The sequence below is a fragment of the Kineobactrum salinum genome (genome assembly GCF_010669285.1).
In the GTDB taxonomy this organism is placed as follows: domain Bacteria; phylum Pseudomonadota; class Gammaproteobacteria; order Pseudomonadales; family Halieaceae; genus Kineobactrum; species Kineobactrum salinum.
In genome coordinates this window covers 940,856-953,538 of the sequence record NZ_CP048711.1, presented here as the reverse complement: position 1 = coordinate 953,538, position 12,683 = coordinate 940,856, and the positions used below count along the sequence as shown (strand labels likewise).

The window sequence follows — 12,683 nt, the reverse complement described above, 5'->3', positions numbered from 1 at the left end:
CCGTCTTTGCTGTTGTAGGTGAGGCCGGGGCATGGTAACGGTTGATGAAATCCGCGTCACCCTTGAGCGGGGCGGGAATTCTGCGGTAGCCGGACTCTGCGTCAAGATCGTAGAGTATTTGCTGCTTGTTGCCGAGAATGAGCATGCGGCGCTTGACCGGATCGATGGCTGCGTTTACGCCCAGGCCGACCGAGCCCTGGCTGTTCAGGCGCTGGTAGCGGCCGCCGTCGGGGCTGTAGCTGTAACTGTACAGTGCCGAGCGGTCGTGCAGGAATACCTTGCCGGTAGCCTCGTCGTAGGCGGAAACAATGCCGTACACGCCTTTGGGAATATCCCCCTTGGAATCATCCAGGGTCCAGCCGTTGGTAGCGGGATTGAACAACCAGGTGTTCCTGTCGGCAAGATCGGTGGAGCGGCCGGCCAGCGCGCCCGAAAAGGCCCACAACAGACCGGGTTCCCGGATAAACGCCACACCATCGTAGGTGTGGCGGGAGTTGGGCTGGGTACCGTCGTAGGGAGCCAGTTCGCGCTCCGCGGGATGAGCCTTGGGGTCCGCCGGCACGGCTGGCTCGGTGAGCCGTTCGAGCGATTCCGTCCGCGGGTCGAGTACATACAGCTCATTACCGTAGTAATCATTGTGACCGCCCCCCAGATATACAGGCGACCGCTGTCGGGGTCCAGGTCGCCGCCATTCCAGGCGTATATGACGTTCTTGCAGGAATCGCGAAAATCGTAGCCGTAGAGGCCATTGCGGGGCACACATCGACCAGCTTCGTATCGGGTAGCGCACGCCAACCAAAATCACTGGACTGGGCCCCTGCCATGGAGGGAAACAGGGTCAAAAGGAAGCCGCAATACATTCCGCGGATGACAGCTTTCATGGAGGTGCTCCGTACCGACGCGCCGACCATACCGGTGCAGGCGGATGAACTGATGACAAGCTCGGCGAATTAGTATAGCGTATTTGCTCTGGGCTGCCTGCCTGATGGGGGTGTAAATAAGGCAAGTTTTTACTAACTGGAATCGACGGCTGTAAATGCGAGGCCAATCATGAAGATGCTGCCGAGGCTGCTTAGCCTGCCTTTCCTGTTTGCGTTGTTACTGGTCTCAGCGGGCGCCGCTGCGTCCTGCAATTCTCTGGAATGGCGGCGCGGTAAGCCATTTGATTACTACGCGGCGGAGACGAGGGAGCATACCGGCACCTACGCGGGTGGGCTGCTGCATCTGGTGGAAAAGCACCATTTCAGCAGCAACGTGCGCAACCTGGTTCGTGGCAGCACCGGTGCCCTGTTGGGGGATCTCCTGTTCGTGCTCACCTCAATCCCCAATCACCCCGGGGCGCTGGATGCCTACTCGCGCTATGACAAGCGCTACCGCGATTCCGCTCTGTTTCGGGAGCAGCAAAAGGGCCGCAGGGCCCGCTACACCCCCGACTGCTTTTTCGATCGCGCCGTGCGGCTGTTTCCCGAAGCCGCTGAAACCCGGGTAGCGTGGGCCATCCACAAATACCGCAACGGTGAGCTGGACGAGGCTGCGAGCCTGCTGGAAGAGGCAATTGCACAGCAGCCGGAATATATTGAGGCGCACTACAACCTGGGTCTGATCTATGCCTCGCAGCGCAAGCTGGCGCTGGCTAAAAAGCATGCGGAGGTCGCCTACCAGGCAGGTTATCCGCTGGAGGGCCTGCAGAACAAGATTGCCGAGCTGGAAGCAAACTAGAAGAAGGGACCGCGGGTGACCGTCAAAAAGCTGTTGGTATCAGGGGGTTGCTTGCGGCCCAATGGTTTTGAACTGGGAGAAGGCAAATACTACGACAGGGCATCACTGGTGCTGCTGGACCTGCAGCGGGGCGAATTCACGGAGATCCTGAGCAAGTCCGACGGCGGTGCCAACTATCCCGCTGAGCACCCCAACCAGCAGTATACGGCGGCCTGCCTGGATGGCGACATATTGTGGCTGCCCACGGATACCGAGATATTGCAGTACCGGTTGCCCGAGCTGGAGCTGCTCAGTTGCTATTCCCACCCCTGTTTTCACAATATTCACTCGGTACAGGTGGTGGGCGACGAACTCGCGGTCACATCCACGGGCCTTGATAACGTAGTGTTGCTCGACCGTGCCACGGGCGCGATCAACCGCATAATCAACACCCAGGGCCTGGATCCCTGGCACCGCTTCGACGCAGCCACGGATTATCGCCTGGTCCACTCCACGCGGCCCCACGACAGTCACCCCAATTATGTATTCCAGCTGGACGGCAAGCTGTGGGTGACGCGCTGCTCCACCGAGGATGCCGTTTGTCTGGAAGATGTCGAGCAGCGGATAGATCTGGGCGAGGGCGAAGATATCAGTGCCCACGACGGCCTGTGGTGGGGTGAGACGCTGGTATTCACCCGGGTGGACGGCATGTTGATCCTGTGCGACCCGGTGCGCAAGAAGGTTATCGAGAACCACGATCCTTTCCGCTTGCACCGCAACCGTCCCAAGGGCTGGTGCCGGGGTCTGCATATCGACGGGGACATGTTTTATATCGGTTATTCCAGGCTGCGCAAGACCAATCTGAAATCCAAGCTCAGATTTCTTTCGCAGGGAAATTTCAAGTACGGCTCCGGTAACAATTCGCTGGTGGTCGCGTACAATATGAAGCAACAGAAGGTGGATCGGGTCTATGAGTCCCCCGAGGGCATGGTCGATGCCATCTATGGCATATTGCCCTATACCTGGGACTGAACCGACAGGCGTGCCATGATTGCCGGAGTCTCCGGGAAAGGCTTTTCCCCTAGGCTAGCTTGAACAGAAGGAACCCAACAGGCCGTGTGGAAACTGGAACAACAGTCATCCGGGGGAGAGACAGGCGCGACGCCGCAGGCGGCATGCACTGCGGTCCGGGAGGGCGCTGAGCCCTGTCGCATCACAGTGCTTGGCGAACATGCCGCGGATATTGCCGAAGACGAGGCTTCAATCGCCATCGTGCTGGGTCGCCTGCGCCCTTACGGTGAGGATTACGGGCTGGAGCACCCGGCGCAATGGCTGCTGAACTGCCTGCAACGGCAGGGTGAGGACTTCTATCCTGCACTTGCCGGTTTCTTCGCGGTGGTGGTGTTGGACAAATCCAGTGGCGAGATGCGTCTGGTCAGCGATCACGTGGGCAGTGTGCCGTTGTACTTCTGTCCTCGCGGAAACCAGTGGTGGGTCGCGGATTCCCTGCGATTGCTGGAGCCACAATTGCGTCCGGAGGATGCACCGCTGGCCCCCCAGGCACTGTACGACTACTGCTTCCACCATTGCGTGCCGGCGCCGGGAACGGTCTATGAAGACGTGGTAAAGCTGGAACCCGGTGCCGAGCTCACCGTTGACATTACGGGCGCTTCGAGATCGCGCAATCTGTATCAACCGGCCTACGACTACAGCGTGGAATCTGCGGAAACGCTGATGGCTCGCTGTCGTGAGTTGATAGCCACAGCGGTCGCCCGCAACATCGCGCCCGGCGCCGGCGCCTTTCTGAGCGGTGGCCTGGACAGTTCCACAGTGGCGGGCATGTTTGCCCAACAACAACCGGAAGCACCCACCTTCTCCATCGGCTTTGATGCGAAGGGCTACGATGAGACAGCCTATGCCCGCATCACCGCGCGGCATTTCAATACCCGTCATCATGAGCACTACCTGCAGCCACAGGAAATTATCGACCATTTCGTTGCAGTGGCCGGCTATTTTGACGAGCCTTTTGGCAACTCCTCGGCGATGGCGGCCTACACCTGCGCCCGTGTGGCCAGGGAACATGGCATTACGGTAATGCTGGCCGGTGACGGCGGGGACGAGATTTTCGGCGGCAATGAGCGCTACGCAAAGCAGAAAGTGTTTGAAGCCTGGTCGGCATTCCCGGCGCCTGCCCGCAAGCTGGCGGGAGCAGCGCTGGCTACCGGCCTGGGCCGGCTGCCGTTATTGCAGAAGGGGCGCAGTTATATCGAGCAGGCCAACGTCACGCTGCCGGACCGGATGGACAGTTACAATTTCCTCAACCGTTTCGACCCAGGCATCATGTTTGAACAGAGTTTCCTGGCGCAGGTGGATACAGAGCTGCCGCGTGAGGGCAAGCGGCGCCGCTACCAGCAGTGCCTGGCCCCGGACGCGGTCGAGAAAATGATGTATCTGGACTGGAAGTACACCCTGGCGAACAACGATCTGGTCAAGGTGTCGCGCATGTGCCGCAAGGCCGGGGTCGAGGTCCGCTATCCCCTGTTTGAAAAGGAAGTCGTGGACTTCAGCTGTACTGTGCCCGCCCGGCTCAAATTGCCGGGTGGCAAGCTGCGGGATTTCTACAAGCGCAGTTTCCGCGGTTTCCTGCCCGATGAAACCCTGGCCAAGTCCAAGCATGGCTTTGGCCTGCCTTTCGGCGTGTGGATGAAACAGGAGCCCGAGCTGCGCAAGCTGACGCGCGACACTCTGGAGCGGCTGAAGCTGCGGGGTATATTCAGGGCCGACTTTATTGATACCGCGCTGGACACCCACGAATCCGGCCATTCGGGTTACTACGGTGAGCTGATCTGGATCATGGTGGTGCTCGAGCTTTGGCTGACAGACCGGGGCCGATAGCGATGTTCGGATGGGGTTTGTCAGTGCTGGGCAGAATTGCCGCCAGAGGGAAGCTGTCCATACTGATCTACCATCAGGTGCTGGCCGAGGCCGACCCGATGCGCCCGTCCGAGCCTACAGCGGAGGTATTTGACTGGCAGATGGCGCTGCTGGCCCGCCACTTCACGCCGCTGTCGCTGGATGATGCGCTGGATGGACTCAAGAACGGCACGCTGCCGGCAAATGCCGTCTGTGTCACTTTTGATGACGGTTACCTGAACAACCTTACCGTCGCTCAACCAATTCTGGAAAAATACCGGATCCCCGCCACGGTCTATGTGGCCACCGCCTTCAGCCGCGGCGTGAACATGTGGAACGACAGGGTGATTCACCTGTTTGCGGAAGCCCAGCGCGATGCGCTCAACCTCGGCGGGGAGTGGGTGTCGCTGGGCGGCTGGCCACAGCGGCGGCAGCTTGCGGAACACTGGCTGCGGCAGCTCAAGTACCTGCCCGTGGAGCAGCGGCTGGAACAGGTGCGGGCGCTCTACACTGACAATACGCTGGCGGAACAGCCCCCGCTGATGATGACTCCGGAGCAGGTCCGGACGCTGTCCGACAAGGGCATTGTCATCGGCGCGCATACGGTCAACCACCCGATACTCAAGGTGCTGCCGGCCGCGCAGCAGCAGCAGGAGATCCAGCAGAGCAAGACTGAGCTCGAAGACTGGACCGGCAAAGAGGTGCGGCATTTCGCCTATCCCAACGGCGTTGAGGGCAAGGACCTGGACGGCGATACCATGCGCCATGTCCAGGAGGCGGGCTTCAGCACCGCGGTGGTAACCAATTGGGGTACCTCGGATGCCGACACCTCGCCCTTTGCGCTGCGGCGTTTTACCCCCTGGGACCGCTCGGCAGCGCGATTCCACCTGCGTCTGCTGCGCAATCAGGTTTTCTCGTGACCGGCAGCCGCAGCGAGTCCCGCTATGCCGCCTTCCTGCGCGAGCACGGGTTGCTGGTCGGCGGCGCGCTGCTGGTGCACCGTATCCTGAGCCGTATAAGTGAATCCTGTGGTCTGTACTGGTACCGCTTCTACCGTCAGCCACTGGTTGCCATCGATTCTCCCGCGCGCAGCAGCGGCACGCTGGAGTTTGTCTGGCTGGACCAATACCACGATATCCTGGGTCAGCTGCCCCGGCCCGAACACAATATCCGTCTTCGCTTTGAGCAGCAGGTCAAGTGCCTGCTTGCCTGCAAGCAACAGGAGCTGGTGGCCTGCGCCTGGTTTGGTTTTGGCGAGTTCGAGGAAGACGAGGCGCGTTGCACCTATCTGTTGCCGTCCAGTGCTGTCTGGGATTTTGATGTGTTCGTGTTTCCGAAGTACCGCATTGGCCGGATATTCCTGAAAACCTGGCAACAGGCTAACGACGCCCTGGGGCGGGAAGGTTACCGCTACACCCTGAGCCGGATCTCCGCCTACAACCGCCGGTCAATTCTTTCCCATGAAAAGCTGGGGGCGGAGAAAGTGGGGGCGGCCCTGTTTCTGAAACTGGGCTCTGTTCAGTTGATGGTTGCCAATCTGGCGCCGTGGGTATCGCTCTCGTGGTCTGCCGCCAGCGCTCCGCGTATCGATTTCAGCGCGGTGGTGGACGATGCCTAGCGGCGAGTTCATAGCCTCCGCCGCCGGCCGGGTGTTGCTGACCCGTCACGGTTCGCTCCCCAGTCGCACTGCGGTGCTGTGCCTGCCGCCGCTGTTCGAAGAGATGAACCTCGCCCGTGCGGTAATCGCCAGGCAGGCCCAATACCTGGCGGCCCACGGATTGCCCACCTGCATATTGGATTACTACGGCACCGGAGACAGCGAGGGCGAGATAAATCAGGCCGACGCGCAACTCTGGCTGCAGGATATTCTGGCCGCGATAAACTGGCTCCAGGCCCGCGAGGTCGAGCGCATCATTCTATGGGGCGTCCGTTTTGGCGCTCTGCTGCTGTTGTACTTCCAGCGCCAGTTGCACGAGGCCGCCTCCATCGACCGCCACCTGTTGTGGGCGCCGGTGACCAGCGGCAAGCTGTACAGCAAGCAGTTTCTGCGCCTGAAGCAGGCCAGCGCGATGCTGCGCAACGACAGCGCGAAGGTCGACTGGCGCCAGCGGATACGCGATGGCGAGACTATCGAAATTGCAGGCTACCCGATCAATGAGATGCTGCTGTGCTCGCTGGAGCAGTTGCAGTTGCCGGACGATTTCCAGCCCGCTGCCTTCACTTGCTGGCAGGAGTTGGGGGCCGCGGAGCCGGGACCCGCGGTACAGCGCGTGGTGGCGCAGTGGCCCACGAGCAGTTTTCGCCTGGAATCGACAGCTACACCGGTATTTTGGCAGACCCCCGAGACTTTTTCCCTGCCAGAACTCTACCCGGCCACCCGGGCTTTACTGGAGGACTAGTTGGTGGAACGTTTCTGCGAGATTGCACTCGGCGAGCAGCAACTGGCAGCCATCGTGCACCAACCCGAGCCGGCCGCAAAGGTGGGCGTCGTACTCATCGTGGGTGGCCCCCAGTATCGTGTAGGCAGTCACCGGCAGTTTGTCCAGCTCTCCCGCGCGCTGGCGCGGGAGGGGATCGCCTCGCTGCGGTTCGACTACCGGGGCATGGGCGACAGCGAAGGTGAGAAACAGCCTTTTGATGACATCAGCGCAGATATTCGTGCTGCCTGCGATACCTTTTGTGCGGACACGGGCATCCGCCGGATCGTATTGTGGGGTCTGTGCGATGCCGCCTCGGCGGCTATGATCTATGCGTCCACTGACCCGCGCGTCGAGGGGCTGGTACTGTTGAACCCCTGGTTGCACAGTGACGCGGCGATGGGCAAGACCATGGTGCGTCACTATTATCTCAAGCGCCTGTGTTCGCTGGACTTCTGGCGCAAGCTGCTTGGCGGCAAGGTCAGGGTGAAGGCGGGTCTGCAGGATGCGAAGGGCTTCTTGCACAACAGCATGGCGCAGGCCGGAGAGGACAAACCCGGTTACCAGGCCCGGATGCAAGCGGGTATCGAACAATTTCACGGCAAGGTTTGCCTGATCCTGAGCGGTGTCGATCTCACTGCCCGGGAATTCGAGCAACAGGCGCTGGGTAGTGGGGGCTGGGCCGCCTTCGAGCGGGCCGACTGTCAGATACACCGGCTGCCGCAGGCAGACCATACCTTCTCGAACTCGGATTTCAAGCGGCAGGTCGAGAATATCAGCGCCCGGTTTGTGCAGGCGAGAGCTGATAATTGCGCTGTCGCGTCCGGCGACCCCGCCTACAGTTGATATTGGACACCGGCGCGAATCTGCGCACCGGGGTCGATAAACCCGACGGCGGACTGGTAGGACCTGTCCAGCAGATTGTCCACGTTCAGCGTCAGGCTGATGGCCGGGCCCAGTTGCCAGCGGGCAGCCAGGCTGAGGTCGGTATAACCTCCCAGCGTCACGGGCCCGGTCGGCACGGAGCTGTCATAAAAGCTGCCGCGCGAATCGGCCGACAGGCTCAGGTCCAGCCTCCCCAGCGCAGCATGCAGATGCAGGCCGCCGTACCAGCGCGGGCGGCGGCGCAGCCGGCTGTCCGAGTGCTTTATGTCAGTATCCAGGTAGGTCAGGTCCAGTTCAAGGTTGAGCCACGGGGTCAGCCGTCCGGCGCCACGCCACTCGGCGCCCGAGGCCGTGACTTCACTCTGGTTGACCGACAGAAACAGTTCCGGGTCGAAATCGACCAGGTCCCGGTACTGGTTGTGAAACAGGATCAGCGCCATCTCCCGCCCGCTCTCCCCTTGCAGCTTGAGCCCTATCTCGCTGTTCCTGCTCAGCTCCGGAGACAGCGCGGGATTGCCGACCAGCGGATGGGCCAGCGCGAAGAAGCTGGGCAATTTGTAGCCCTCGCTATAGGCACCGTAGACCCGGGCGCCGGGATGAAACTGGTAGTCCAGGCTGAAGCGGGAGGACAGTTCGTTGTCAAAGCCGGAGGGAGCGTCGTGGCGGACGCCGAGTTCCAGCGTGAGCGCACCGAAGGTCCTGGCGGTTTCGGCAAACAGGCCATAGTTCTCCTGGCGCAGGGCGAAGTCGACCGGCAGCGGAAAGCCATAGTCCAGTACGCCGCGATTGCTGCCCTCGGCCTGCTGCCCGCTGGCGCCAGCCAGCATGTGCCAGGCTGCGTTGGCTTGCCAGCGGAAAAAGAACTCTCCGTCGAGCTTGCGGTAATCGGATTGTATGTCGCTGGGTGGAATGCCGTCGAGTATGCCGTCCGCGATCCCCGGGTTGTCCGTATCCATGCGGTGCCGGCTCCAGGACAGCCTGGCGACCCACTGTTGGTCACTGGCGGGCTGGAACTGGCTGCCCAGGCTGGCCAGCCACTGGCGGCTGACGCGGCTCTCCGTGGTTCTGGGGTTGGCATAGCGTATACCGCCGCTGTCCTCGGCCAGGGACTGGTTGTCGGTGTGGCTGGCGCTGAGCAGCAACTGGTGCTGGCTCCGGTCTTTGTCGGCGGCGAGTTTCAGCAGGGCCTGCCTGTTTTCGTGATCGGCATGCACAGAAGGGCGTTCGCGGCTGGCGGACAGGTTCAACAGCGCCGCGTAGTCGCCCTGCCGGGATGTGGCCAGGGCGAGGCTGGCCCGGTGCTGGTCGTCGGTGCCGGCTTCCAGGGCGAGGCTGGAGGTTGCGGTACGGCGGGTGATGAAGTGGATGATGCCGCTGATGGCTTCGCCGCCATGGACTGCGCTGGTGCCTCCGCGGTACACCTCGACCCGCTCTATCAGCGCCGGGTCTAACTGATTGAAGTCAAAGCCACCGCCGCTGCTGTTGGTGGGATCGTTGACGGCCACACCGTCGATCATGACCAGAATGAAATTCGGCTCGCCGCCGCGGATGGAAGCGAAGGAGTGCCCCGCGGCCGCGCCATTTTCGGACATGACCAGATTGGGAATCTGCCGCAGCAGTGCCACCATGGTTGGTGGATTCACACGCTCGATGGTTTCCCTGGAGAGGTTGTGATGGGCGGCCAAAGGTCTGTCTGGCAGCCGCGTACCGGTGACGGTAACGGTTTCAATGCCCTCTGCGAAGCCCTGGGTAGCTGCGCACAGCGCCGCCAGACCTGCCAGTTTGCGAGTCAACCTCACTCCTGCCTCCTGCGGTTTCCGAGAATTTGCTTGTCACAGTCGAGTCGAGGTTGGCAATATACAGCTTCGGGAAAAAAAGTCATGCCCTGGCGGGCTGCCAGGCCCCGTATTTCTGCGCAGCAATGGCCGGATACTGGCAACGCAATGAACCTGTAATAAGGAACCGCGTGAAACCATTCAACTACAAACATGCAACATATGCAGCGGTGGCACAACTGGTTTTTATTGTGCTCGCCTGCGTGCTGGGCTTCGCGCTGACGCGGGAGATCAACATCATTCCGAAGGCGGTATTGCGACTGCCCGAAGTCTATGTCAGTCCGAGCGACATGTGGAGCCTGGCGCGGATATTCGGCTGCGTCTATCTGTTGCAGATTGTACTGGCGACACTGATCCTGAAGAGTCATGCCTTCAGTTCGGCGCGTCGTTTTGCCACCGAGTATGTGTTGTATCTGTTCGCCTACACCACGGCTTCGCTCTACAGCTTTCTGGCCACCACCATCAACTACGATCCACAACTGATCGCAGCTATTGGCTTGATTTCGACTCTGTTCTACCTGTTGGCGATGATGGCGGTGTTGCTGTGGCGCGATCGCGCCGGCGTCGGCGCTGCCCTCGGGCAGCCAGTTCTGGCTGTGGTAAAGCGGCTATTCAGCATTAGCGGCGTGCTCGCGCTGCTGTATTTCCTGCTGCCGTTGGGTCTGGGCATGGCCTTCACCACCGACCGTGACATCGCCAACCGCATTACCCAGATCCGGATCTGGTTCAACCCGGTTCCGGCTTCGGAGTGGGGCCTGAAGAATCTGTATCCCGGCCTGGTGTTTGAACAGCCGGTGCTGGTAAAACAGGCGCCCGGTGACGATGACAGCCTCTACGTGCTGGAGCGGGTAGGGGTCGTATACAAAGTGCCATTCCCCGGCGGAGGGGACAAGGAACTGGTGCTGGATATCCGCGATCAGCTGGGCGAAGTGGAGGTGGAGAACGGTGCGCTGGGTCTCGCCTTTCATCCTCAATTCGGGCAGGCCGAAGGCAACCGTCAGATCTATTTGTACTATACCGATACCCGGCCGGAGGATGGCCAGGTGAACAGGCTGTCCCGGTTTGATCTCGATCCGCCGGACGTGGCGGCGCGCAGGGCTTCAGAACAGGTATTGCTGAGTCTGCCCAGGGTCGATGACGGCTTCCACAACGGCGGGTCGGTGGAGTTTGGCAGCGACGGTTATCTCTACCTGGGACTGGGGGAGGGCGTTCATCCCCGGGATGTGCGCCGTTCCGCGGAAGTGCTGCGTGCGGGTATCCTGCGGCTGGATGTGGATATGCGCGAGAGCAACCTGCCACCGCAACCTTTTGCTCATGGCCAGGTGCAGCACTACCGCGTGCCCGCGGACAACCCATTTGTCGACCATCCGGATATCCGCGCAGAATACTGGGCACTGGGCCTGCGCAACCCATTCCGCTTCACCTTCGATCCGGACACCGGCGACATCTGGGTGGGCGATGTGGGCTCCACCGTCTGGGAGGAGGTCAACCGTATCGAGCCGGGCAAGCACTACCAGTTTCCGATGGCGGAGGGCCATCACAGCACCGGGCGCAGTGGCTGGGAAAGCCTGGATATCCCGCAACAGGGACCGGTATACGCCTACGAGCACAACGCCTATGACCGCGCCGTGATTGGCGGGGTCGTCTATCGGGGCGATCAGTACCCCTCCCTGCGCGACCGCTACGTGTTCGCCGACAACTATTCCGCCAAGATTTTTGTGATGGACATCGACCAGCCGCGGGTGGACGAGGTTGAACTGATTGCCCGCGCTGACCAGTATGCCCAGCGCGGCGTCAGTTCTGTGGTGCAACTGAATTCCGGCGAAATTCTGGTTACTACCCTGGGCGCCGCCTCGGAACCTGGCGGGGAGGTCTTACTGCTGGTGCGCGCTGCCGATGCCGATGTGGTGGAACGGACGGTTGCCGAGGAGGCTCCAGCTGGCGATTACGACGAGAAGGCCAGTGCCGCGTTGTATGCAGTCAATTGTGCCCGCTGTCACGGTCTTACGGGCGATGGTGAAGGACCGGATGCGGCGATGCTCAACGTCGAGCTGCCGGATATGACCTCGCCAATGTTCCATGCCAGCCGCTCGGCCGAGGATATTCGTGCAGTGATCGAAGAGGGCGGCGCAGCCCAGGGCATGAGTCCGCTGATGCCGCCCTGGGGCGGCTTCCTGCAGAGCCGGGAAATTGATGACCTGGTGATCTATCTGCAGTCGCTGCCGGACAAGCATCACCGGCACTGACGGGGTAGCGGGGCGGTTCGCGCCGGGTGTGCGCGGACCTCGCCGATCTACAGCCAGAGGGAGGTCAGCCCTGTTCCATCTTCTGGCTCACGAATTCAGCCAGCGTACCTACTGTCTCGAACGTCTCGCCGCTGATCTCGTCGTCGTCGATCTCGCAGCCGATCGCTTCCTCAATCCGCGTGATCAGGGTAGTGATGGTCAGGGAATCGAATTCGGGAAAGCCGCCCATGAGATAGGTATCTGCTGACAGTGGCTCAGTTTCGCTCAGGTTGAGGCAGGAACGAACCAGGCTCTGGGTCAGTTCAAGTGCTTGCATGGTATGGGCTCCCAGGGTGCGGCGACATCGCGTGGCGACCAGAATAAGCGCGGCATTGTAGATTAAGAATGAGCGCAAAAACAACCTCGCTGCCGGCTGTGCCTGAGTGTGACACCCTCCTTTCGCTATGCCTGCGAGTGCGGCGGGGACGAAACGCCGCGATATGCGGAACCCCCGTTTCGGCAATAGTCTCGTTCACAATGCCTAGAAACGAGCTGAAGATGTCACAATATTTTACACCTTCGCCATGACAGCCCCTGCCGGGTCCCACCGCGATTGGACAAGTTTCCGGAATCGCTGGCATTTCTCTTTCTGGCGTAATACTTGCTTAACAGACAGCAGGATGGCTTTGGTGAAAGGTCAGCAAGAGATA

The 12,683-nt window shown here is 61.0% G+C and carries 11 protein-coding genes; 9 read left to right on the top strand and 2 right to left on the bottom strand.

The features are described 5' to 3' along the window. The first annotated feature begins 31 nt into the window (after positions 1-31). From G3T16_RS04155 to G3T16_RS04120, 8 genes are all read left to right on the top strand, one after another. Positions 32-736 carry a hypothetical protein gene (locus G3T16_RS04155; protein ID WP_163493951.1) on the top strand — a complete coding sequence of 235 codons (705 nt, stop codon included), beginning with the start codon at positions 32-34 and terminating at the stop codon, positions 734-736. Between the two features lie 314 nt (positions 737-1,050). Then, positions 1,051-1,719 carry a tetratricopeptide repeat protein gene (locus G3T16_RS04150; RefSeq protein ID WP_163493950.1) on the top strand — a complete coding sequence of 223 codons (669 nt, stop codon included), beginning with the start codon at positions 1,051-1,053 and terminating at the stop codon, positions 1,717-1,719. Between the two features lie 15 nt (positions 1,720-1,734). Continuing rightward, complete coding sequence (locus tag G3T16_RS04145; RefSeq protein WP_163493949.1) at positions 1,735-2,730, top strand: hypothetical protein; 996 nt, start codon at positions 1,735-1,737, stop codon at positions 2,728-2,730. Positions 2,731-2,814: 84 nt separating this feature from the next. Then, positions 2,815-4,593, top strand: a complete 1,779-nt coding sequence (locus G3T16_RS04140) for an asparagine synthetase B family protein (protein WP_197911884.1) — start codon at positions 2,815-2,817, stop codon at positions 4,591-4,593. A gap of 23 nt (positions 4,594-4,616) precedes the next feature. Next, positions 4,617-5,531 (top strand): polysaccharide deacetylase family protein, encoded by a 915-nt coding sequence (locus tag G3T16_RS04135; RefSeq protein WP_197911883.1) that lies wholly within the window; start codon positions 4,617-4,619, stop codon positions 5,529-5,531. Next, entirely contained in the window at positions 5,528-6,229 is a 702-nt protein-coding gene (locus G3T16_RS04130; protein WP_163493947.1) for a hypothetical protein, read from the top strand. The genes G3T16_RS04135 and G3T16_RS04130 overlap by 4 nt, the downstream gene beginning before the upstream one ends. After that, positions 6,222-7,010, top strand: coding sequence for a serine aminopeptidase domain-containing protein (locus G3T16_RS04125; protein WP_163493946.1), 789 nt, complete (start codon positions 6,222-6,224; stop codon positions 7,008-7,010). The genes G3T16_RS04130 and G3T16_RS04125 overlap by 8 nt, the downstream gene beginning before the upstream one ends. Before the next feature lie 3 nt (positions 7,011-7,013). After that, positions 7,014-7,874, top strand: coding sequence for a hydrolase 1, exosortase A system-associated (locus G3T16_RS04120; protein WP_163493945.1), 861 nt, complete (start codon positions 7,014-7,016; stop codon positions 7,872-7,874). On the opposite strand, the gene G3T16_RS04115 is transcribed toward G3T16_RS04120, so the two are convergent. After that, positions 7,865-9,706 carry a TonB-dependent receptor plug domain-containing protein gene (locus G3T16_RS04115; RefSeq protein ID WP_163493944.1) on the bottom strand — a complete coding sequence of 614 codons (1,842 nt, stop codon included), beginning with the start codon at positions 9,704-9,706 and terminating at the stop codon, positions 7,865-7,867. The two genes, G3T16_RS04120 and G3T16_RS04115, sit on opposite strands and share 10 nt — an antisense overlap. Before the next feature lie 173 nt (positions 9,707-9,879). Here G3T16_RS04115 and G3T16_RS04110 point away from each other — a divergent pair, with 173 nt between their 5' ends. Then, positions 9,880-11,994 carry a PQQ-dependent sugar dehydrogenase gene (locus G3T16_RS04110; protein ID WP_197911882.1) on the top strand — a complete coding sequence of 705 codons (2,115 nt, stop codon included), beginning with the start codon at positions 9,880-9,882 and terminating at the stop codon, positions 11,992-11,994. A 64-nt stretch (positions 11,995-12,058) separates the two neighbouring features. Here the strand turns inward: G3T16_RS04110 and G3T16_RS04105 are convergent, their stop codons facing one another. Next, positions 12,059-12,310, bottom strand: coding sequence for an acyl carrier protein (locus tag G3T16_RS04105; protein ID WP_163493943.1), 252 nt, complete (start codon positions 12,308-12,310; stop codon positions 12,059-12,061). Positions 12,311-12,683: the final 373 nt, after the last annotated feature.

Excerpts from the sequence above, each read along its gene's own strand:
- G3T16_RS04155 (WP_163493951.1), top strand. The coding sequence starts at position 32 with ATGGTAACGGTTGATGAAATCCGCGTCACCCTTGAGCGGGGCGGGAAT.
- G3T16_RS04150 (WP_163493950.1), top strand. The coding sequence starts at position 1,051 with ATGAAGATGCTGCCGAGGCTGCTTAGCCTGCCTTTCCTGTTTGCGTTG.
- G3T16_RS04125 (WP_163493946.1), top strand. The coding sequence starts at position 6,222 with ATGCCTAGCGGCGAGTTCATAGCCTCCGCCGCCGGCCGGGTGTTGCTG.
- G3T16_RS04105 (WP_163493943.1), bottom strand. The coding sequence starts at position 12,310 with ATGCAAGCACTTGAACTGACCCAGAGCCTGGTTCGTTCCTGCCTCAAC.